The organism is Bacillus sp. AFS037270 (assembly GCF_002585305.1).
On the sequence record NZ_NUNF01000009.1, the window covers coordinates 25,503 to 47,175 of the forward strand.

Genomic DNA, 21,673 nt, shown 5'->3' on the forward strand with positions numbered 1-21,673 from the left:
TGCAAAAGAATTATCTTATATAATTATCCATATTCAATAGGCGATGGAGTCGCCTTAGACCGTCGAAGTGACTGATGACTCCTACCAGTGATTTTACTTATTACTGGTAGGAGTCTGTTTTTTTACACCGAAATGATGTAAGGGGGTGTATGAATGAATTTATTAGCTGTTGGAATTGGTGGCTTTTTTGGGGCCATATTCCGTTATTTGATCGGAAAAATAATTCCTGTACCATCGGGATTTCCATTAGGAACCTTGGTCATTAACCTGTTAGGGTGTCTATTTCTATCATGGTTTTTTACTAATACATTAAAGCGAAGAAATATTAATCCGATTTTAAAATTAGCTATTGGAACTGGATTTACAGGTGCATTTACTACTTTTTCAACCTTCTCTGTTGAAACATTGAATTTGGTTAAAAATCATCAAATTACAATGGCCATTATCTATGTCGTTTTAAGCATTTTAGGAGGAATTACACTCGCATTGTTTGGTGCTAAATTGGCTGAATTTAAGTCAGAGAATCAAAGGAAAGGAGAAGAGAAATAATGTTATTTGTAGGTATAGGAGGTATTTTGGGTGCCATCATGCGATTTCAGCTAGGAAAATGGATAGCTGCCAAAACATCTGTTGCATTCCCATTTGGAACTTTTATCATTAATATTACTGGATCGTTTGTACTTGGTTTTCTAGCTGTTTTACATCTAGGGAAGGAAATTTCGGAATGGATTTGGTTATTGTGTGGAACTGGTTTTCTTGGAGCCTATACGACTTTCTCTACATTCGGATACGAAACGATTCAAATGCTGCAGAAGAGAGAAACTAAAAACGCAGCGCTTTATGTTAGTATTTCAGTGTTTTTTGGTATTATTTTTGCGTGGGTCGGGAGCATTATCGGTATCAAGATTTAATCATAGCAATTGTACTTTAGCACCATTAGCAGAGCAAACGAATACTATCTGGTCAATCCATATTGATCTTTTGGCTTAAACCATGAAAATGATGGAAGGATTGGGATTAAAATCCTAGAAGTATTTATTAATTTCATCGATATTAAATTTAGCGTCTTACCATTATCGTTGGAATGAATATAAATTATAAATTAAGAATTTCTAACAAAAAGGAGGTACTAGGGTGTTGATGAATTTATTAATAAGAAGTTCAGAAGAGTCGGATATAAAGTCCATTCAACAAATTTACAATCAAGGAATTGAGGATCGGATAGCAACACTGGAAACAGAAATTAAAGATTTCTTCTACATGAAGGAATGGTTTGAAAAACATAATGGCCGTTATAAAGTAATTGTTGCGGAGAGTGAAGGTCAAATTGTTGGTTGGGCTTCTTTAAACCAATACAATAATCGTTGTGCCTATGATGGAGTCGCTGATATTTCAGTTTATATTTCTAGAGAGTTCAGAGGAAGGGGAATTGGGAAGAAACTACTTGAAGATCTTAAATCCCTTGCTATAAAAAATGGATTTCATAAGATGATTCTGTTCACTTTTCCATTTAATAAGTTAGGACAGGGATTATATAAGAAAATGGGTTTCCGTGAAGTAGGCGTTTTTAAAAATCAAGGATTTCTCGATGGGAAATTTGTGGATGTTATGGCAATGGAAAAATTATTATAATTTCTTACAGTAGATTGATAGCTATGGTTATCAATCTATTTTATTTACATTAACTTTACAATAGATTACTTGAATTTGAATATTTATTGTTTTAATATATAAGCAAATAGTTATATATCAATTTAATCGGATTAGAAATCCAAGACGTATGCATAAATTTATTAAAGTCTACAAAAAATTATTTATTATATAACATGGATTTTAAATAAGAACATAATTATTTACTTATGTATTTAAGGCGGTGTCCGTTTTGGTGAAATCAATAGTTCAATTAGAGAGAGCAGCTAACGTTTTAAAAATGTTAGGTGATAAAACTCGCCTAACCATTATTGCTATATTAAAACAACGTGAGTGCTGTGTATGCGAATTTCTTGAAGTGTTTGATATGAGTCAACCATCTATCAGCCAGCATCTTAGAAAATTAAAAGATGCAGGGATGGTTAAAGAAGAAAGAAGAGGCCAGTGGATATATTATTCCCTTAATCATGAAAGTGAGCTTTTTGGACTTATAGAAGATATTTTGGAACATGTACCAGCGCAGACAGATAAAATCAAAATGATTGAAAAAGCGAATCCGACACTTCAATGCGGATGTTAGCTTCAATATAGTTTGGGAGTGAGAAAATGAGTAATACAGAAAAGAAACGTCTATCTTTTTTTGATCGTTACCTAACGCTATGGATATTTCTAGCTATGGCTGTGGGTATCGGATTGGGGTTCATTTTTCCAGGTTTTGTAGAAGGCATGAACAAATTGCAAGTTGGCACTACATCGATTCCACTTGCAATTGGCTTAATTTTAATGATGTATCCTCCGCTGGCCAAAGTCCGATATGAGGAGATTGGAAGGGTCTTTAAAGATGTAAAAGTTCTAGTTTTATCACTAGTACAAAACTGGATCATTGGACCAATTCTTATGTTTTTATTAGCCATTATTTTTCTTCCTGATAAGCCAGAATATATGGTTGGTCTAATTATGATTGGTTTAGCTCGTTGTATTGCGATGGTTATTGTATGGAATGATCTTGCAAAAGGAGATACGGAATACGCTGCTGGTTTAGTAGCATTCAACTCTATTTTCCAAATGTTATTCTTCTCTGTTTATGCGTATGTATTTGTAACGATCATCCCTGAATGGATAGGAATCCAAGGGGCAGTTGTCAATATTACGATGATAGAAGTAGCTAAATCCGTTTTCATCTATCTTGGAATACCTTTTATAGCTGGTATGATTACTCGGTTTACGTTGGTAAAGGCTAAAGGCAGACAATGGTATGAAAAAGTGTTTATTCCTAAAATTAGTCCGATTACATTAATTGCTTTACTATTTACGGTTATCCTTATGTTCTCATTAAAAGGGGACGCTATTGTAAGCTTGCCATTAGACGTAGTTCGTATAGCAATTCCTTTATTAATTTACTTTGTAATAATGTTCTTTGTTTCATTTTTCATGGGAAGGAAAATTGGAGCGGACTACCCTGTAACAACAACTCTTGCTTTTACAGCTGGAAGTAATAACTTTGAATTAGCAATTGCTGTTGCTGTTGGTGTATTTGGAATCCATTCTGGTGCTGCATTTGCAGCGGTTATTGGACCTCTTGTGGAAGTACCTGTAATGATTGCGTTAGTTAATGTAGCTTTATGGTTTAAAAGAAAATATTTTAATGAACATGCAGCCTAAATCTTATAATAAAGGTGGAAATCAACATGGAAAATAAAAAGAAACTTTACTTCTTATGTACAGGAAATTCATGCCGAAGCCAAATGGCGGAAGGTTGGGCAAAGAAACATTTAGGCGATGATTGGGAAGTACGCAGTGCTGGGATTGAAGCACACGGATTAAACCCAAATGCCGTAAAAGCGATGAAAGAAGCTGGTATCGACATTTCAACTCATACTTCTGATATTATCGATCCTGAATATCTAAACAACGCCGATTTAGTTGTAACATTATGTGGTGACGCTGCTGATAAGTGCCCTGTTACTCCTCCAAAAGTAAAACGAGTTCACTGGGGCTTTGATGACCCAGCAAAAGCTCAAGGAAATGACGAAGAAAAGTGGGCATTCTTCCAACGTGTCCGTGACGAAATCGGAGAACGCATTAAGAGTTTTGCTGAAACTGGTGAATAAGAAATGAATTAAATAGCCAAGAGTAAAAATACTCTTGGCTTTAACTTTAGGAATCATATAAGTAAATACTTATACAAAAAACCCTTTAGGAGGTTTAATTAATGAATAAAGTTGAAATTTTCGATCCAGCATTGTGCTGTGCTACAGGTGTATGTGGTCCAAGTGTAGATCCAGAGTTAACCAGAGTGGCAACTGCTATCTTTCTATTAGAGAAAAAAGGATACGACATCAAACGATATAACCTTGGATTTGAACCAGCCATTTTTGTTGAGAACAAAGAGGTAAGCAAAGTTCTTCACGAAAAGGGGCCAGATTCACTCCCTGTAACCTTAGTTGAAGGTGAAATTGCAAAAATTGGAGCCTATCCAACCAACGTTGAATTTGCTGATTGGTTTGGAGTACAGGCTGAGGAACTTAGCGAAAAACCAAAACCACGTCTTACAATTGATTTAAAACCATCGAAATAAGAAAGAAGTGAAAATTATGTTTCAATCTTTCCATCCGAAAATGATTGTGAACACCAAGTTTTTATTTTTCACAGGAAAAGGTGGAGTAGGGAAGACATCGACTGCGTGTGCAACCGCTGTAGTATTAGCTGATGATGGAAAAAAAGTCTTACTTGTCAGTACGGACCCTGCCTCTAACTTACAGGATGTATTAGAAGTTGGGTTAACAAATACTCCGGTGGCAATTACTAATGTACCAAACCTTTACGCTTGTAATCTTGATCCTGAAGAAGCTGCAAGAGCCTATCGGGATAGAATTATTGGGCCTTATCGTGGGAAACTTCCTGATGCAGTAGTGGCTACTATGGAAGAACAGTTATCAGGGGCTTGCACAGTTGAAATCGCAGCATTCGATGAGTTTACAAATTTACTGGCAGATCCTAATGTCGTTGAAGCTTACGAGCATATAATCTTTGATACTGCACCTACGGGTCATACTCTTCGACTTCTCCAATTACCAACTGCTTGGAGTGGCTTTTTAGAAGAGAACACCCATGGCGCCTCTTGTTTAGGCCCTTTATCAGGGTTATATGAAAAGAAGCAAATCTATTCCGTTACAATGAACGCACTATCAGACTCAACAAAAACAACACTCATCCTTGTAGCAAGACCTGATGAGTCTTCATTACTTGAGGCAAACCGTGCCTCTAAGGAATTAAAAGAAATTGGTATTACAAATCAAGCTCTCATTGTTAACGGGTTAATGCAATCTTATCTGCCAGACGATAAAGTTTCATCTGCATTTTATGAACGACAACGTAATGCCATAAAACAAATGCCCAACGATTTAAAGCAAGTTGTCACTTATTCGTTGCCGTTTGTTTCTTATTCCTTAACAGGTATTCAAAACTTACGTTTCTTATTTAAGCAGTATACAATGCCAGCTGCAGAACCAGAGGTTGTAGGCAAGATTATATCTCTACCTGGCTTAAATAAAGTGATTGAAGACTTCTCCTTAAATAATACTAGAGTGATTTTTACAATGGGGAAGGGTGGTGTTGGAAAGACCACAATGGCATCTGCAATCGCCGTTGGATTAGTAGAAAAAGGTCATAAAGTACATTTAACCACAACGGACCCAGCTGCCCATCTAGAGTTTGTTTTTCAAAATAGTGATATGAATGATCAATTAACCATTAGCCGCATTAATCCAACTGAAGAAGTTGAGGCATACAAAGCAGAAGTTTTATCAAAAGTAAGCAAGGAACTGGATAATGAAGCACTTGCCTACATTGAAGAAGACTTAAACTCTCCTTGTACAGAGGAGATTGCCGTATTTCGTGCATTTGCAGAGGTTGTAGAGCGATCAAAGGATGAAGTTGTTGTGATTGATACGGCCCCAACTGGTCACACCTTACTCCTTTTGGACGCCGCTCAGTCTTATCATAAAGAACTGGCCCGATCAACAGGGGAAATACCTGAGAGCGTGAAAACACTGCTGCCTCGTTTAAGGAATCCGAAAGAAACCAGCGTGGTCATTGTAACGTTAGCAGAAGCTACCCCTGTATTAGAAGCTAGTCGATTACAGAATGACTTAAAACGTGCCGAGATAAAACCTTTATGGTGGCTAATAAACCAGAGCCTTTACGCCACTGCTACTAAAGATCCTGTATTAAATGGTAGAGCACAGGCAGAAGAAGGATGGATACAAAAGGTTACTACTGAATTGGCAGAAAGATGTGCAATTGTTCCTCTCATGAGTGAAGAGAATAAAGGATATGAACAATTAAAAAATTTTATAAGTGTCTACTAAGTGACTCATTGGAGGGTGGAATAAAACCATGACTACAAAGAACTATAACGAATTAATTAAAGAACGTATTTATTTTGGCGGAGCAGATGATGTAAAGGACATGATGGAAAATGAGCAAGCTGATGTGATTTTCGATTTACGTGCAGAGTCACATGAGAACAAGTCAGGGTATGATCGAATTCATATTCCAATCGTTGATGATGCCGAGCATCAAGATCAATCAATCAAAAAATCGATTGAACATGTTGTAAATGCCTATAACGAAGGAAAAAAAGTTTTTTTCCATTGTGGGGGTGGAAGCACCCGTGCGGGAACTGTTGCAGTTGGAACCTTATTGTCATTAGGTAAAGCGAAGACAATTGATGAGGCTGAAAAAATGGCTAAGACAGCCCGTCCAAAAGTTAATGTAAAACCTCAAATGAAAGAAGCATTACAACGCATTTTTCCTAATGCTTAAAAAGAAATCAAACATACAAGTAACTTTTTGATTTGCAAATGGATATAAAACAAGTAAGATAAGTAAGAATTTTTTGAAAGGTGATGGGCAAATGAATATTACAGATCAAGCTCGTGATATATTGAAGCGATTGTCCCAAGAACACGATGCCAAAAACATCCGTGTCTATTTTGCAGGCTTTGGCTGAGGACAGCCACAAGTGGGACTGGCTCTGGATGAGCCAGATGAAAAAGATAAAGTAGTAACTATTAATGAAGTATCGGTAGCAATCGATCCTGATATTGAGCCATATACGGAAGACCTTACTCTTGATTTCAGTCAAGAGGCCAATGGGCTCGTGTTATTAGGTAATGAAAGTAATTGTTGTTAAAGGGAAATATGGAGGGAAGTTTGTTTCTTAAAACGAACTTCCCTTTATTGATACATATTAAAAATGCCATGAAACTGGGCTAATTTTCAGTCTTGCTTAATTGCTTAAAAGCTTCTATAAATCGTTCGTAAGTTTGTTTACCATATTGTTCATAGTTGTTTTTGAAAAACAGTTCTATTGTTAATTCCTTAGCCTGTTGCAAGGAACAATTTCGAGAAATCATCACTAAATTTATATAAGAAAGAAAATACTCTTTTTTTAAGGTGCTGGCATGATTAACGGTCAAATTCACAACCTCCTATAGGACGAGGTGCTTAACAACAGCACACGCAATTGCAATTAGTTTTTACGACGGTTGATTTAGGTTTTGATTTTAATTTCTTTGCTAATTTTCGGAAAAAAGATTCCTTTTGCAACCGCTCTAATTTCCAAGCGTTTTGAGCTATTCTTTCTATTTCCTCTTGGCGTAATTTCATCATTTGATATACTTCAAACTCATTAAACATGTTCCATCCTCCTATTAATCAAATTATGTTGATATATTAATCAAAAAAAGTTGATTTAAAATCTAAAAAAATTAGTAACAAGTTGGTTTAAAGATACAGCAAAGCTCATGGGACAATAAATGATTAAGTTCGTCTTGATTCAGTTCATAATAGCTCCAGGTGCCTTTGGTCTCTTTTGTGATAATGTTGGCATCTAATAAAATCTTTAAATGATAAGACAATTTCGATTGAGCCATATCCATCATGGGAGCGAGATCGCACACACACATAGAACCATTTTGAGTTAAAATATTCATGATTTGTAGTCTCTTTTTATCAGCAATCGCTTTAAATTTTAGTTCATATTTCTCAAACACTTTATCCAAGGATATATCTTGTATTTGAATTTCTTCCTTCATCTTCATCACCTACTTCATAAATCAAATAATCTTGATACACTCATAATATATCCAATATTTTCATGTGTCAATTGATTATATCAAAAAAAGTTGATTTTAATTTATATTTTATTATATTTCTGAGAAGTTAAAATGATACAAATAAAAAATCAAATTTTCTCGATGAAAGGATTGTAATTAGAAAAAATTACTAATATACTGAAACTATAAATCAAGAAAAGTTGATTTAAGAACAATAAATCAAAATTAATTGATTTATAAGCTAATAAACATGAAGGAGCTGTTACTAATGAAAATGCATGTTGGAGTAAATGTTACCGATTTAGAAAGGTCCATTGAATTTTACGCTAGAGTATTTAATTCTGAGCCAGTAAAAGTAAAGCCAGACTATGCTAAGTTTTTACTTGATGATCCTGGCCTTAATTTCACTTTAAACTTAAAAAATGAAGTTTCTGGAAACCAGGTTGGACATTTTGGCTTTCAAGTAGAAAATCAAGAAGAGGTCTTGCAACATAAAGATCGTTTAGAAAAATTAGGATTCTTTGCAAGAGAAGAGATGGATGTTACCTGCTGCTATGCTACTCAAGATAAATTTTGGGTAACCGACCCAGACGGGAACGAGTGGGAGTTCTTCTACACAAAAGGTGATGTAGAGACAATGGCTACACATTCAACATGCTGTGCAACAACACCGTCCAAGATAGAAATTAAAAATTCCCCCTGTTGTTAGGAGACCCCTTAAACAGAGTAACTTAAAACATTAAAAAGTAAAAAACGCTGAAAATCTCAGCGTTTTTTATTACGTTAATTTTTAATTTGGGTAATTACTCACTGTTTTAATATTGAAAAGGACAAGTTCTAATTAAAAAAAAATAGACAGCCCATTTTTTAAATCATAAATTAGAATCTTTACAACTTGTTAACAAAAAAGACCGCTAAGCCATTTAGCGGTCTTTCTTACTGATTCCTTTGCTTTTGCTATAATCCCAATATTTAAGGGTATCCGTTTGTCCAGTCGGTTCACTTTTTAAAATATGTCCGTCTTTGTCTTTATAAACTTCATATTCCTCGTATGTTTCAAAGATGTAGCCATTCTTCTTTTCACGTTTCACCAGTCGTTCTTCCGTATCAGGAACGTCCGTTGATGGTTCCACAGCAATTGGCACGGCTGCGGCAGGCTGGTCGTTCGAATAGGCATAGTTTTTATTCAGGAATGAGTATGGCGAATCAAGATAAGCCGAAAAGCCCAAGAGAATCACAGCAAAAAAAACACTAATAAAGGTTTTTCTTTTCATGTTTATGCTCCTCACTTCGATTGAATCCTCAAACCCATTTTATGCATGTCCATTAAACATATGCCTATTTAATTAAAGGTTCGTTACTTTAACAGGATTCACCTGAGGCCGGAAGATAAGAAATAGTACTAAGGCAACGAAGGTAATAACAACTCCTGAAATATAAGGAAGTCCGATCGTTAAAGAAAATAACCAACCGCCAAGAGGCGGTCCAATGATTCTGCCCAATGAATCAAAGGAAGATAATAAACCAGTCGCCCGTCCATGACCTGCCATCGATGTCTTCGTCAATAGGGATGAAACACTTGGTCGAATGACACCATTACCTAACCCAAATATTGTTAGAAATATGGCGGCAGTAGAAAAATTATGAACAAGTAGGATAAGACCAAATCCGATCGCAGAGACAATCATCCCGCCTTGAATGACTGAACTCTCGCCGTATTTTTTCGTTAGTCTGCCGACTAAGCCACCTTGAACAAGGGCGCTCCCGAAACCCATGATCATGAAAATATAGCCAAGCTGAATGGAGTCAAGGCCCGCTCTTTTAGCGGCAAAATAAGCAAATGTTGCTTCAAGACCAGATAGTGATAATGAAATCAGAAACTGTACAAAAAACAGAATAGAAGTATGACCATTGAGTGCTTTCCAAAAAGATGGTTTTTTCTGTATCGTTTCAATGCCGTTTTGTTTTGATTCCTTAAGTAAAATCAATACAAGAAATAAGGTGATCAATGATGACCCGCTTGCAAGATAAAAGGGCATATTTAAGCTGATTTTTGAAAAAATACCGCCTATCGCCGGGCCAAAGACAAAGCCAAGCCCAGTCGCAGCTCCTATAATCCCCATACCTTTGCCTCTATTTTCCTCTGTAGTAATATCCGCAACATAGGCCATGGCGGTTGGCATATTTGCTGAGGACAGAATTCCTCCAAGTATTCTTGCCGCAAACAGCATCCACAATTGTGTTGATACGGCTTGGATGAAAAAGGAGATCGCTAAACCGGCTATTCCAAGCATCATCACCGGCTTTCTCCCGATTCGATCGGAGACCTGACCCCAAATGGGAGCAAAAATAAGCTGCATCAGCGAATAAACCGCCATTAATAATCCGAGTTCGGTTGGATTTGCCCCAATTTCCTCAGCATAAAACGGCAAAACTGGAATAATAATTCCGAAACCAACCATTACCAAGAACATAACAAGAAATAATATAGGTAAAGCCTTTTTTGTTTCCAACTACTCTCACCCCCGCTGTAAAAAACAGTACATTCTCTATTAGGATAAAGGATATCGACTTGTTAAAACAAGCATTTAAATCCCATTATTTCCTTGACTGGAAATAGTATGCAGACAAAAGCAATATCAACTTACAATGAACCTTACAAAATTGTAAGGTTTATTCCTATTTCTGTAAGGATTCATTATGGTAAAGCTTATGACATTTCATTATAGTAAAACTATGGAAATAAGGGAAGCGAGGGAAACATATGATATACGTTTTAGAAGCAAGGGGAGTAAATAAAGTTTTGGGGACAAAGCGAAATCCATTTACTGCATTAAATGAGATTGATATAAAACTAGCAAGAGGAGAATTTGTTGAGGTAATGGTGCCTTCAGAGCATAATTTTGTACATTGCCATCAGACCATTTTTTAGAATATAAGTAAAACAATTATACTTTAATTTATAGGAAATGGAAAAATTATCATGAAAGGATATACACAAAAAAGAACAATGGCTGGTGCAGAAGAAGCACAACAGCCGAAAAATATTGATAAAAAGCCATGCTAATCTTGGATAGTTGATTTCTATGAAAGTGCTAGCAACTTGATATCATAAATCTAGTTAGTGATAGAACATAGCAAAAAACACATCTTAACTGGAAGATGTGTTTTTTTACTTTACTGCTTTTCTAGTGCTTTCTGAGGCAAAGTCCGCAATTATTACAAGAATCATATAACATAAGAGCAGTAAGGTTATTTGTGTGTAATTGAAAAAGCTCATCGCAAGCTTAAAGTCCATTCCTAAACCGCCTGCTCCGACAAACCCAACAACGATGGTTGTCCTCATAATCACTTCCCAGCGATAGAGGATATAGGTAAGAAATCTAGGCATGACAATCGGTAGGATCCCATAAAAGAACGATTCTGTTTTAGATGCACCCGCAGCTGCCAAATTTCGAATGGGGCGGGAGTCCATGTCTTCAATTACTTCAGCCCAAAGTTTCCCCAATATCCCAAAATTATGGAGGGCAAGGGCAATCGCGCCTGGTAATATACCCGGTTTAAAGATAAAGATAATCATCATCGCCCAAACTAGCTCAGGAACTGCCCTGGAAAAAATATAAGCGAGGCGGACCACACCATAAAGGAGCCAATTGTACCATTTTTTAGACCCGCTTAACTTTCCATTGGCGATGTTTCGAGCCGCCGGAACCACTGTAAGAAGTGCGGCAATGGTGGCGAAACCAATCGCCATAATACTCATTTCAAGTGTTTCTATTGTTAGCTTTAACGCTGCAGACCAGCTTTCTCCATCTAGGAATGCCGGATGTTCAACACCGATTCCCATTAGCCCTCCGAAAAATCTTTTGGCCGCTTCGATGTTTTTATCAGAAAGCAGCTCAAAAAATTGTGCGTTCTCACTAATATTGATAAATACCCATGAGCCGATTATAAGCAATAAGGTGAAACAGACAGATCTCCAGCCAGAGCTGAAACCGCGCTGTTTTTTTCGCTCTATTAAGGTCCTGCGAACAAAATTACTCCATAAATCCACTAAAATTACAAGTCCAATAAGAAAGAACACAAAGGCCCAAACCCGATCATATTTTAAATCCTGAAGCGATAGCTGAATTTGATAACCTAGGCCGCCGAGACCAATAAAACTCATAATAGCGGAAGAACGGATTGCACATTCAAAGCGGTACATCGTGTAACTAATCATATCCGCCCAAATCAATGGAAGGTAGCCATATATGAGTGTTTGAAGTTTAGACGCGCCTGATGTTTTTAATGCTTTTATAGGTTCTTCCGAGACATCATTTAGCATATCCGCAAAGATTCTGCCCAAGATTCCACCGTAAGGGATAGCTAGGGCAAATATTGCAGCATAAGGGGAAAGTCCAACTGCCGCCACAAACAGCCATGCCCAAATTAGTTCATGTATCGAACGTGTAAATCCTAAAACCCCCCTAAAAAACACCTTCGAAATCCATTTCGATGTTTTTGTAGAAGTTAATACACCAGATGCGAGAATCCCTACGACAAAGGCATACAGGATGGCGAGCGACATACCTGCAACAGCATACGCCAATGTAATCCACGCTGATTCAAGTCCAAGAACGAGAACCTCAGGGGATAGGTCAGGATGAAAAAGTCCTTCAAATATTTGCACTAATGTTGGAATCCCGCCGGAATGAAATAAATCGGCATTCCACCGTATCGAAAAAAGACTCCAGACAAAAATAGCTGCCAAGAGGAGAGAAAGGAGAAAGCGATTATGCAATCGAAATAAGCGGGTTAACTTCATAAGGTTCCACCGCTTTTTATTTGATATAACTCAGCTAAGTGGTCATCTGTTACTTGTTCGGTTGGCAAGTCAAAAAATACATCGCCATTTTTCATCGAAATGATTCTAGTAAAATATTTTCTAGCGTATTCAACAGAGTGGAGGCTGGTAATTAACGTCTGGTTTTCCTCTGTGACAATTTTTGTCAGCATGGATAAAATGTCATCGGCTCTGGCCGGATCTAATGAAGCTACAGGTTCATCGGCTAAAATGACTTCCGGTTTTTGTACCATCAACCGTGCCATGGCGACACGCTGCTGCTCACCGCCTGATAAAGTGGAGGTAATTTCATAGGCTTTATCATGAAGTCCGACACGTTCTAATGCTTTAAGCGCTAACTGTTTCTCTTGTGGGACTAATAATGAAAAAAGGGACTTAAAGGTTCCCCATTCAGAAAGTTTTCCGGCTAGAACATTATGGATAACCGCAAGCGGCCCAATCAAATCGAATTGCTGGCGGATGACGCCAACCTTTTTGGCAAATATTTTTCCTTTTTTATAAGCAGAAAGGGGCTTGCCATCGATGAGAAGGTCGCCTCCTGTAATTGGCACAAGTCCAGTAATGGAATTAAGCAGAGTGGTTTTACCCGCTCCGCTTGGACCAATTAATGCGACTAATTCACCTTGTTTTATGGTAAAAGAAAGGGAAGATAAGGCTATCTTCCGCTCAAAATGTTTTGTTAAATTGTTGGCTTCAATCATATTTTTTGAAGACATTTCTCTGACACCTACTACTTAATGATGTTTAATTCTTTTGCTACCTTTTGAATCTTTTCATAATTACTATTTTTAGTTTCGATAAATTTATCGGTTTGGAAAAAGTCCGTAATTTCTTTTTGATCTGTTGTAATGGAAAGAATTGCATCTTCTACCTTTTTCGTAGCGCCTTTTCCAAAGACATCGTCAACATTGCTGTTGATAGTCCAGTTATAGTCATAAAAAGAAGGGGTTGTATAGAATACCTTAACTTTGTTTGTATCAACTTTTTTATCTTTAACAGCTGCTTCCCAAACAGCTTCGTTTAGTGCACCCGCTTTGAATGCACCTGATTCTACTAATTTATAAGTAGTATCATGAGAGCCAGAGAAGTTTGGTTTTCCATCAAAATCTTTGTTCGCGTCAATTCCAGCTTCTGTTAAGTAATAACGTGGCATTAAATGTCCAGAAGTTGAGCTTTCGCTTCCGAATGTGAACGATTTACCCTTTAAATCTTCAAGCTTTGTAATACCTGAATTCGGTTGAGTAATGAATACAGAGTGGAATTCCGCATCTCTAGGTCTTTGCGCAAAAGATTCAGCACCTGGTACAAGATTGATCGCTTGAACACTTGTTAAACCACCAAACCAAGCCATATGAATTTCACCGCGTTGAAACCCTGTTACAAGTGCAGCGTAATCAACTGACGGAACAAATTCTACTTTCATTCCTGTTTTTTCACTAAGGTATTTAGCTACTGCCGTCATTCCTTTATCAAGCTCGGCTGCATTCTGGTCAGGAATCGCACCGATCTTTAAAACTTCTTTTGTATTCGTAGTTGTTTCCTTTTTGCCTTCACTTGCTTTTTCATCCTTGCTGCTACATGCAGCTAGTGAAAAGACAAGCATAGCTAATAATAACATAGAAAGCCATTTCTTCATAAATTTCCGCACCTCTTAGTTTAGTTAATTCCTAGTTCCTTTCTCATTATAAAGAAAGAAATTTGTCGAATAAATTCATTTAATCTATTTGTTCTATCAAACTCAATCGATTATCTATATAGGTAAATATCGGAAATTCATTTGAATGCTCAGTGTCAATAAGAAAAACCCCTGCTAAATGGCAGGGGTCAGGTACACGTTCTTAAACTGTCATTTGTGACCATTCTTCGACATTCCACACTTTGGTTCCTCAATCTTCATAAAAATCAGGTTCGTGGCAAACAAGTACAACAGTACCTTTATATTCTTTTAATGCACGTTTCAATTCTGCCTTAGCATCAATATCCAAGTGATTTGTCGGCTCATCGAATAAAATCCAGTTGCTTTCATTCATCATCAGCTTGCAAAGGCGGACTTTTGCTTGCTCTCCACCGCTTAGCTGACTCATTGGGCGTGAGATATACTCATTTTTTAAACCGCAGCGGGCAAGAGCAGCTCTAACCTGATGCTGATCCATTTAAGGGAAGGCATTCCAAACATCTTCAATTGGTGTAATATTGCCCGCTTTTACCTCTTGTTCAAAATATGAAGGAAAGAGGAAGTCACCGCGTTCTACCTTACCATTTAACGGGTCAATTTTTCCAAGCATGGTTTTTAGTAGTGTGGATTTACCAACACCGTTACAGCCAATAATTGCCACCTTTTCACCGCGTTCAAGCGTCATACTCATTTTCGGCAGCAATGGATTTGTATAACCAATCTCTAAATCTTTTGCTTCAAACACATAGCGGATGCTTGAACGTGACTCTTTGAAGCTGAAGGTAGCCTTTACGGCAGTTTCAGGACGGTCAATCCGCTCCATTCTATCCAGCTGTTTTTGACGGCTTTTAGCCCGGCCGGTAGTCGAATAACGGGCTTGGTTTTTAGCAATAAAGTCTTCTTGTTTTTTAATAAATTCCTGCTGTTTTTCATAGGCATTGATATGCTGATTTTTATTAATTTCCGCTAGTTCTAGGAATTTTTCATAGCTTGCTGTGTAGCAGGTCAGCTTTGAGAATTCTAATTGAAAAATAACATTGGATACAGGGTTCATAAATTCTGTATCATGGGAAATTAAAATAAACGCATATGGGTAATCCTTTAGATAAGAAGTTAACCAGCGAATATGTTCAACATCTAGATAGTTGGTTGGCTCGTCTAGTAATAGAACCTTGGGCTGTTCTAATAATAGCTTGGCTAATAGAACCTTTGTACGCTGTCCGCCACTTAGTGCGTGACATCACGGTCTAAGCCAATCGCATCCAAACCTAATCCTCGTGCTGCTTCTTCAATCTTAATATCTAGTGAGTAAAAACCACCTGCATCCAGGGCATCTTGAATTTCACCCATTTTTTCCAATAGGACCTCTAACTCTTCAGGTGAGGCATCGCCCATTTGTGCGATAACTTCATTCAATTCCTTTTCTTTTTCAAAAAGAGGAAGGAAGGCATCCCGAAGAACATCTCTCATTGTTTTGCCAGGTGTTAACACGGTATGTTGATCCAAATAGCCATAGTGAACGCCTGGTGTCCATTCGACACGGCCGCCGTCGTGAATCAATTGTCCCGTAATAATATTCATTAAAGTGGAGTTACCAACACCATTCGCGCCGACTAATCCAACATGATCTTCTGCTAATAAACGAAAAGATACATTCTTAAATAATGTGCGATCTCCAAATGTATGGGATAAATTTTCAACAGTTAATAAGCTCATTTTTATTCGTAATCCTCGCTTTGTTCAAGAATTCAAACATTAATACATCATACTAGATTTTTAGAATTCGACTAGATTTTTTAGCAGGAAAAAATTGTAAATTAATTGGAAAACAAAAGAGGGATTACATCTTATTGATGAATCCGATGAATCGATTTTCCATCATCCTTGATTTCCGATGTATAACAAGCCGAACTATATGGGTAGGTTATATAAAAAAAGGGAAAATTTGTATGATCGGAATGCTTAGTGCGGTTGGTATCTTTAATTTAATTATGTATAAAACAAATAAGCGACTAACACTCAACCAAATCGTTCACATTTGGACTTTTTCGATTGCTTTGCAAAGCTGCTTTGATATTTTTGTCGAATTTAAATTTCATGGCTATTGGTACTTTGATAAAGAAATTGATTGGCGTGGGTTAATCCCACACCTCTTAATTGTCCCTCCGGTCAATATCATCTTTTCAAACTTTTTTCCCTTTAAAACCAAAACCAGCACACAAATCACTTATCTCTTTATCTTTGTTATTGTGATTTTAGCATATGAAAAGATTACATTACTTCCAGAGCCTTTTGGTTATTTTCATTATGGCTGGTGGCGTTTGTGGCACGCAGCCATACTTGATCCTATACTTTTGTTAATTTTATTTGGATTTTATAAATGGATTTGTAAGTTGGAACGCCGTGCAGGAAGTAATTATGAGAACCCGAGGTACTGAGACCATGTCGGGCTCCTAAGCGCTGCTCTATTTTTCTTAAGATTGATGAAGAAGTTTAAACAAGCACTATACCTTGTACATATAATAGGGAATAAGGGAAGGAGTGTTTGAATGGCGGCATACAATCAAGATGGAATAACTATTGGTACTATATCGGGTGGGATCGTTAACTTTGGTGGAGCTGTTACAATTGCCCCAATCTCGATTACAAAGACATCTTCTGGTTCAAGTTCAGATAATCACGGGGGAACGAGGACAACAAGTAGTGGAAGTAGTTCTTCTTCCAGAACAGGTTCAGATAATAGTGGAGGGAGTTCGTTTACTGACACCAGCTTATCAGGAATACTTGAAATCATCAGACGGGTTTAGCATAAACCCGTCTGAATTTTTTGTTCAAATATATATTATCTAAAGAAAACATGCTTCTTCTTGTTCTATTGAAAATAAATGACAAAAATAATAAAGTATGTCAATCACCGGTTACAATAAAATTACCATAATCAACTACTATAAATTCCCCATTTTCAGAAAGTGCTAGATTCTTCTCTTTGATATCTTTTGGTTCAATTCCATTTTCCTTAAATATCTTAATCAATTGTGATATCTTTTTATCATATTCTTTATCTGACGGTATCTTTTGTGTCATTTTTTTCATTATAATCCATCCGTAACCAGACTCCATTACGGGACATAAATGTTTTTGTATGTGGGATGGTGAATTAAAGAATAACTTATATTCTTTTTTATTGCTCTTCATACCCCAATTATTAAGGGCGACCTTTAGTACATATCCATTTTCAAGGTCAAACACAATTCTATTCTTACCATTACCAATTAATTTATATTTTAACCGAAGAGTTTTAATAGCTCTTTCTACATGTGCATTCATTTCTTTGCTTTCTTTAATATTGTTTTTATTTTTTATTTTTAAAATCCATGAATTTATTGATTTACTTTCTTGTTTAGATAAGTAACTAGATTTTAAGGAATCAAACTCATTTATCGTTTTATTATTTTCCTCATCTTGATGATCGTATATGTTTTCCCATCTCCCTTCCTAAAATTTTAATATTCTACAGTATCCTAATTTCAGTAAATTGATTTATGGATATATACTCAAGCATTATTAAAACAACTTTAAAATAGTGTATGCATAACATCTTTTATCTGAATGGTTGTATATACGATGAAAAATAGTAATTATTTGTACTTTTTGTTCCCTAATATTTTTGAAAGCAAATTTGCCAGTACCCCTAATTCCTCCATGCAGTGTCACAGCTTCACTTGTTATACGAGATCTACGTCCCAACCAGCCTCAATCATGTTTCTACAAGTAGGGGGCGAACCGTTTAGCTGACGGGGTCGAAGCCCCACGGGCAGTTACGTTCTACCCTGGCTACTGTAATAATAAAACCATATAAAAAATGGTCAACCAGAAATATTTTCTGGCTGACCTTATAATACGAACGGGGCAGGTTTGTTCAATAAAGAGCTCTAATTTAGATATTTCAATTTTAAGGTACTTTATTAAAATAAAGATTGAAATGAATTTTAGCTGGACATAGTTATTAGGGAAATAAGCACAAAAAACTCGCCAATTTGACGAGTTGTGCATAAAGTGCCTTATTTATAGACATGTTTTGACTGTTACTTAAAAAGTGAAGCTTGCTGCTTCAAAGTGATTACCACGAGGAAGTTCTGGATCCTCAGCTTTAATGGTTCCATTAGTGGTACTGAAGAGAGAAATTGTCACTGCATCACCTTTTTTTAATTTTAAGATGCTAGATACACTAACTTGATCTCCCTATTCAACCGGATTTGGACCAAAAAATTCGTCATCGGTTGCTACAGGAATATTGTTTACGCGAATGTTTAATACCAATCTATAATTTGTATTTGGGTTTTCTGGGAAAAATGAAACACTAGCAATAATTAAATATATTCCATCTTGCTTTGGAGTAAAGGTCGATTTATCAGGGTTATATTCCTTATTTAAGTCAAATTGTTCATTTGGATATAGAATTGGTGCAACAGGAGTATTGGCTGTAACAATTTGGTCAACAGAAGTGTTTACAGCTCTAAACGCTGATGGTCTTACATCTTTTTCTTTATTAAATCCCCACTTGACCCATGTGAACCGTGTGATTCATGAGAACCATGAGATCCTATCTTACTCAATTTATTTACCCTTTCATCATTTTCTATAGTATATTTTTGCATGAAAATATTGGCTCGACACTTGTTTACCATTATTAGAGCGTAGAGAAATACTCAATCAACTTATACCTGAAGACACAGCTTTATTAAATAAAGTCCAGTGGATAGAGGGAAATGCAGAACAGTACTTTGAGTTAATTAAGCAGCATGAACTTGAGGGGATTGTTCAAAAGAAAGCAGATTCCAAGTATCAAATAAATAAACGCTCGCATGACTGGTTAAAGGTGATTAATTATCAATATGAGAATGTCTATATATCTGGTTTAAGGAAAGATGAGTTTGGATTACTACTAAACTTTGATAATGGCAAATATCCAGGGCTATTGGAGTTTATGCCTACTCCAAACAAGAAGGATTTTTATAAGCAATACAGAGACTTCATTACTGAGGAAAATGACAAGTTTATTTATCTTAATCCGAAGCTTAAAGCAAAAGTTAAATATCGGAATCTAACTAAAAAGGGACTCTTTAGAGTCCCTTCATTTGTAGAGTGGGCTAGTTAGGCTCACTCTTTTTTGTTTCTTCTTCAACTCAAGCACCCGATACTTGAATAACAAAAAACAATTACCTTTTTAAGCAATCGCCCTAGTTAGAGAATTAATATAGCATTATTTAATCCTTTTTATTAGCACCTCATACCCATAAATAATTAGAGAGAAAGTAATAAATGAAAAAAATATGTGTTTAGGTCGAAAGTTAACTAACTTAAAAAGTTTTAACTTTTGAAACAGATAGCTCAGTGGGAAAGAAAAAAAGGAATCCATTAGTAAGTTAAACCCAAAATATCGTTTTAAATTTCCAAAGGTTAAATGGAAAATCCATAATGTTCCTACAAGGAAAGGTCCAAAAATAAAGCTACCATCGTTTAAAAGTTTAACTTTCCATCCCCCTTTAACAACCCACCACTTATATGGGACAGCTAACAAACACATTCCTGTAACAAGTAATGAGGCAAAAAGAGATACAGGTATATATTGTTTAAATGACTTTTTTGGAAGAAAAACGATAGAAATCCAAGGCAAAATCAGCTGAATGATTCTAATTATATTAGGCATATAAATGATTTCCCCTTTTTATCTTAGTTTCCCCTTTTAATTAGGAATAATTCACAGAGAAATCACTTAAATTCTGTGTTGTTTATTTAACTTTCCATCCCCAGTAGTACAATAAGAAATCCAATAATATATTCAAGTTGCGACTTAAAAAACTTGTCGATAACTTCTAAAATTCCCCAACTTCTATCGTGGTAAAATTGACCTTTGTAGAATAAGGGGGGATATTTTGTTTTATAAAATCTTGTTATTTTTAGGTTGTGGATTTTTATTATCAGCTTGTTCACCTCAAGAAAAACAAACACACAAAGAAGTTAATACTGAAGTTAAGGTTAAACCTAAATCATACACCAGAGAAATTACAGAGGAAGAACAAAAGTACATACAACTAGTTATAAATAAAGATTATGATACATTAATGAAACTAACAATTGGTCAATCTAATGAGGTACTAAAAGATTATTACAATATTGCCTTTTCTTTAAAGGAATATCAAGAATTACAACGGAGTGATACAGAGACAAATAATCTTGGAGCAAAATATCAATATATAGCTTTAACTTTGAAAGCACTAAAATATGTTCCAGATGAAATAAAAAATCAAATTGATGAAGTTAAAACATCGGCTAATGATAAATATCAATACTATTTCCAATTAGCTAACCAAGAAACACAAAATAAAAAAGTTTATGAAAGAACGGTAGACCCTCAACCTGTCATTATCGGAATGACTTCAGAAGAAGTTTTAACTGAAGGATGGGGAAGACCATCAGATATTAATCGAACTACAAGTGCAAGTGGTGTTAGTGAACAATGGGTTTATCCTGGCTATAAATATATATATATATTTTGAAGATGGTGTTTTAGTAACTATTCAAGATTAGAATTTTGCGTTGGAATACTAATTTAAGAAAATGATACAAATGTGTAGAGGGTGGCTTTTTATGTTTAATTCATTGGTTCATTGGGTAATTACAAAGTAATACTTTAATGAGGGGCTGATAATTTGAAAAAGTATGATTTATTTAATCAAATTGTACTAAACAATGGTAATGTACGATTATCTCCCATTTCATCTAAAGAAGAAGCAGAAGAAATAATTTTTCTGGCTCATCAATTAGAACATGAAGGAAAAATATCATTATTGGAATTTTGTATGGAAAAAGATCCAATAGCAGTTTCATTAAAAACTAATTATAAATAATATGTCATTTAAGCACTCATGAATTTGGGTGCTTTTTTTATGGCAATAGAAAAAGACTACTCACATTATTGAGTAGTGAATGGAAAAGTACACATAGAACAAAGTTGATTCATACTGGCTTGGCTTTTTGACTAATCCCAATACATTTTATGAATTAAAGTGCTGGATGATATGGGTAATTGGGTGGGAATTGAGAGCAAGGCTAATTTATCATGATGTAGTAGCCATACACAGTGAGGTTTATTGTTAAGCCTTGCTCTAATAATAAGATTACCCTTATAAGTAGGAAATATATGGGTATAATTTCCTGTTTTGACTAAAAAACATTTTCCGAAGTACAAACTAAGGAATTCAATAATCCACATCTAATTATTTAGTATTAACTGATAATTTTGACAATTTTATTCATATATGAGTATAATACTTTTTATCTTGAGAGGAGTGAATCCGAAGTGGAAAAAGAAATAGT

Annotated in this window: 26 protein-coding genes, 2 pseudogenes and 1 riboswitch; of the genes and pseudogenes, 17 read left to right on the top strand and 11 right to left on the bottom strand. The window is 35.8% G+C overall.

All coding sequences use genetic code 11. From position 1 onward, the window contains the following. Positions 1 to 30: 30 nt before the first annotated feature. Positions 31 to 91: riboswitch (Fluoride riboswitch) on the top strand. Between the two features lie 62 nt (positions 92 to 153). The 10 genes from crcB (COD92_RS03970) (at position 154) to COD92_RS31780 (ending at position 6,847) form a co-directional block, all read left to right on the top strand. Then, entirely contained in the window at positions 154 to 549 is a 396-nt protein-coding gene (crcB, locus tag COD92_RS03970; protein WP_098527494.1) for a fluoride efflux transporter CrcB, read from the top strand. Beyond that, positions 549 to 911: a fluoride efflux transporter CrcB gene (gene crcB / locus COD92_RS03975; protein WP_098527493.1), complete on the top strand. Its 363-nt coding sequence runs from the start codon at positions 549 to 551 to the stop codon at positions 909 to 911. Before crcB (COD92_RS03970) ends, crcB (COD92_RS03975) begins: the two co-directional genes overlap by 1 nt. Positions 912 to 1,137: 226 nt before the next feature. Further along, the gene (locus COD92_RS03980; RefSeq protein WP_255286511.1) at positions 1,138 to 1,632 is read left to right on the top strand and encodes an arsinothricin resistance N-acetyltransferase ArsN1 family A; all 495 of its coding nucleotides are present in this window, start codon (positions 1,138 to 1,140) and stop codon (positions 1,630 to 1,632) included. Between the two features lie 250 nt (positions 1,633 to 1,882). Further along, on the top strand, positions 1,883 to 2,230 hold the full coding sequence (locus tag COD92_RS03985) for an ArsR/SmtB family transcription factor (protein ID WP_098527492.1): 348 nt from the start codon (positions 1,883 to 1,885) through the stop codon (positions 2,228 to 2,230). Positions 2,231 to 2,256: 26 nt separating this feature from the next. Further along, positions 2,257 to 3,312, top strand: a complete 1,056-nt coding sequence (gene arsB, locus COD92_RS03990) for an ACR3 family arsenite efflux transporter (protein WP_098527491.1) — start codon at positions 2,257 to 2,259, stop codon at positions 3,310 to 3,312. 26 nt (positions 3,313 to 3,338) lie between these two features. Then, positions 3,339 to 3,761, top strand: coding sequence for an arsenate reductase (thioredoxin) (gene arsC, locus COD92_RS03995; protein ID WP_098527490.1), 423 nt, complete (start codon positions 3,339 to 3,341; stop codon positions 3,759 to 3,761). Between the two features lie 101 nt (positions 3,762 to 3,862). Further along, on the top strand, positions 3,863 to 4,228 hold the full coding sequence (gene arsD / locus COD92_RS04000) for an arsenite efflux transporter metallochaperone ArsD (protein ID WP_098527489.1): 366 nt from the start codon (positions 3,863 to 3,865) through the stop codon (positions 4,226 to 4,228). A 16-nt stretch (positions 4,229 to 4,244) separates the two neighbouring features. Next, positions 4,245 to 6,020 (top strand): arsenical pump-driving ATPase, encoded by a 1,776-nt coding sequence (arsA, locus tag COD92_RS04005; protein ID WP_098527488.1) that lies wholly within the window; start codon positions 4,245 to 4,247, stop codon positions 6,018 to 6,020. A 28-nt stretch (positions 6,021 to 6,048) separates the two neighbouring features. After that, complete coding sequence (locus COD92_RS04010) at positions 6,049 to 6,477, top strand: protein-tyrosine phosphatase family protein (protein WP_098527487.1); 429 nt, start codon at positions 6,049 to 6,051, stop codon at positions 6,475 to 6,477. A gap of 199 nt (positions 6,478 to 6,676) precedes the next feature. Then, positions 6,677 to 6,847, top strand: coding sequence for a hypothetical protein (locus COD92_RS31780; RefSeq protein WP_176541040.1), 171 nt, complete (start codon positions 6,677 to 6,679; stop codon positions 6,845 to 6,847). Positions 6,848 to 6,926: 79 nt separating this feature from the next. Here the strand turns inward: COD92_RS31780 and COD92_RS04015 are convergent, their stop codons facing one another. The 3 genes from COD92_RS04015 to COD92_RS04025 all read right to left on the bottom strand — a co-directional run bounded on the left by COD92_RS04015 (position 6,927) and on the right by COD92_RS04025 (position 7,751). Continuing rightward, positions 6,927 to 7,133, bottom strand: a complete 207-nt coding sequence (locus tag COD92_RS04015) for a hypothetical protein (protein WP_098527486.1) — start codon at positions 7,131 to 7,133, stop codon at positions 6,927 to 6,929. Between the two features lie 28 nt (positions 7,134 to 7,161). Next, positions 7,162 to 7,353 (bottom strand): hypothetical protein, encoded by a 192-nt coding sequence (locus COD92_RS04020; protein ID WP_098527485.1) that lies wholly within the window; start codon positions 7,351 to 7,353, stop codon positions 7,162 to 7,164. Positions 7,354 to 7,424: 71 nt separating this feature from the next. Next, positions 7,425 to 7,751: an ArsR/SmtB family transcription factor gene (locus tag COD92_RS04025; protein ID WP_098527484.1), complete on the bottom strand. Its 327-nt coding sequence runs from the start codon at positions 7,749 to 7,751 to the stop codon at positions 7,425 to 7,427. A 289-nt stretch (positions 7,752 to 8,040) separates the two neighbouring features. Between COD92_RS04025 and COD92_RS04030 the strand changes: the two genes are divergently transcribed. Further along, a complete protein-coding gene (locus COD92_RS04030) occupies positions 8,041 to 8,481 on the top strand; it encodes an ArsI/CadI family heavy metal resistance metalloenzyme (RefSeq protein ID WP_098527483.1) in 441 nt (146 codons plus the stop codon). Between the two features lie 214 nt (positions 8,482 to 8,695). On the opposite strand, the gene COD92_RS04035 is transcribed toward COD92_RS04030, so the two are convergent. Both COD92_RS04035 and COD92_RS04040 read right to left on the bottom strand, forming a co-directional pair. After that, positions 8,696 to 9,046 carry a hypothetical protein gene (locus COD92_RS04035; protein WP_098527482.1) on the bottom strand — a complete coding sequence of 117 codons (351 nt, stop codon included), beginning with the start codon at positions 9,044 to 9,046 and terminating at the stop codon, positions 8,696 to 8,698. A 72-nt stretch (positions 9,047 to 9,118) separates the two neighbouring features. Beyond that, a complete protein-coding gene (locus tag COD92_RS04040) occupies positions 9,119 to 10,285 on the bottom strand; it encodes an MFS transporter (protein ID WP_098527481.1) in 1,167 nt (388 codons plus the stop codon). A gap of 251 nt (positions 10,286 to 10,536) precedes the next feature. Here COD92_RS04040 and COD92_RS31785 point away from each other — a divergent pair, with 251 nt between their 5' ends. After that, positions 10,537 to 10,704, top strand: a complete 168-nt coding sequence (locus COD92_RS31785) for a hypothetical protein (RefSeq protein WP_176541041.1) — start codon at positions 10,537 to 10,539, stop codon at positions 10,702 to 10,704. A 240-nt stretch (positions 10,705 to 10,944) separates the two neighbouring features. Here COD92_RS31785 and COD92_RS04045 read toward each other — a convergent pair whose 3' ends face one another. The 4 genes and pseudogenes from COD92_RS04045 to COD92_RS04060 form a co-directional block, all read right to left on the bottom strand. Then, positions 10,945 to 12,579 (bottom strand): PhnE/PtxC family ABC transporter permease, encoded by a 1,635-nt coding sequence (locus COD92_RS04045; RefSeq protein ID WP_098527480.1) that lies wholly within the window; start codon positions 12,577 to 12,579, stop codon positions 10,945 to 10,947. After that, on the bottom strand, positions 12,576 to 13,334 hold the full coding sequence (locus tag COD92_RS04050; protein WP_098527479.1) for a phosphonate ABC transporter ATP-binding protein: 759 nt from the start codon (positions 13,332 to 13,334) through the stop codon (positions 12,576 to 12,578). Before COD92_RS04050 ends, COD92_RS04045 begins: the two co-directional genes overlap by 4 nt. A 14-nt stretch (positions 13,335 to 13,348) precedes the next feature. After that, a complete protein-coding gene (locus tag COD92_RS04055) occupies positions 13,349 to 14,254 on the bottom strand; it encodes a putative selenate ABC transporter substrate-binding protein (protein ID WP_098527478.1) in 906 nt (301 codons plus the stop codon). Between the two features lie 250 nt (positions 14,255 to 14,504). Beyond that, a pseudogene (locus COD92_RS04060) lies at positions 14,505 to 16,009 on the bottom strand (ABC-F family ATP-binding cassette domain-containing protein). A 233-nt stretch (positions 16,010 to 16,242) separates the two neighbouring features. On the opposite strand from COD92_RS04060, the gene COD92_RS04065 reads away from it, so the two are divergent. Both COD92_RS04065 and COD92_RS04070 read left to right on the top strand, forming a co-directional pair. Next, positions 16,243 to 16,731 carry a hypothetical protein gene (locus COD92_RS04065; RefSeq protein WP_098527477.1) on the top strand — a complete coding sequence of 163 codons (489 nt, stop codon included), beginning with the start codon at positions 16,243 to 16,245 and terminating at the stop codon, positions 16,729 to 16,731. Between the two features lie 111 nt (positions 16,732 to 16,842). Beyond that, positions 16,843 to 17,100: a hypothetical protein gene (locus COD92_RS04070; RefSeq protein ID WP_098527476.1), complete on the top strand. Its 258-nt coding sequence runs from the start codon at positions 16,843 to 16,845 to the stop codon at positions 17,098 to 17,100. A gap of 100 nt (positions 17,101 to 17,200) precedes the next feature. On the opposite strand, the gene COD92_RS04075 is transcribed toward COD92_RS04070, so the two are convergent. Continuing rightward, positions 17,201 to 17,620: a hypothetical protein gene (locus COD92_RS04075; RefSeq protein WP_098527475.1), complete on the bottom strand. Its 420-nt coding sequence runs from the start codon at positions 17,618 to 17,620 to the stop codon at positions 17,201 to 17,203. A gap of 1,366 nt (positions 17,621 to 18,986) precedes the next feature. Between COD92_RS04075 and COD92_RS33260 the strand changes: the two are divergent. Beyond that, a pseudogene (locus tag COD92_RS33260) lies at positions 18,987 to 19,451 on the top strand (ATP-dependent DNA ligase); the annotation flags it as partial. Between the two features lie 105 nt (positions 19,452 to 19,556). Here the strand turns inward: COD92_RS33260 and COD92_RS04085 are convergent. Beyond that, complete coding sequence (locus COD92_RS04085) at positions 19,557 to 20,003, bottom strand: hypothetical protein (RefSeq protein ID WP_098527473.1); 447 nt, start codon at positions 20,001 to 20,003, stop codon at positions 19,557 to 19,559. Between the two features lie 226 nt (positions 20,004 to 20,229). On the opposite strand from COD92_RS04085, the gene COD92_RS04090 reads away from it, so the two are divergent. Both COD92_RS04090 and COD92_RS04095 read left to right on the top strand, forming a co-directional pair. Then, entirely contained in the window at positions 20,230 to 20,853 is a 624-nt protein-coding gene (locus COD92_RS04090) for a hypothetical protein (protein WP_098527472.1), read from the top strand. Positions 20,854 to 21,006: 153 nt separating this feature from the next. Then, complete coding sequence (locus COD92_RS04095; protein ID WP_098995904.1) at positions 21,007 to 21,204, top strand: hypothetical protein; 198 nt, start codon at positions 21,007 to 21,009, stop codon at positions 21,202 to 21,204. The last annotated feature ends 469 nt before the right edge of the window (positions 21,205 to 21,673 follow it).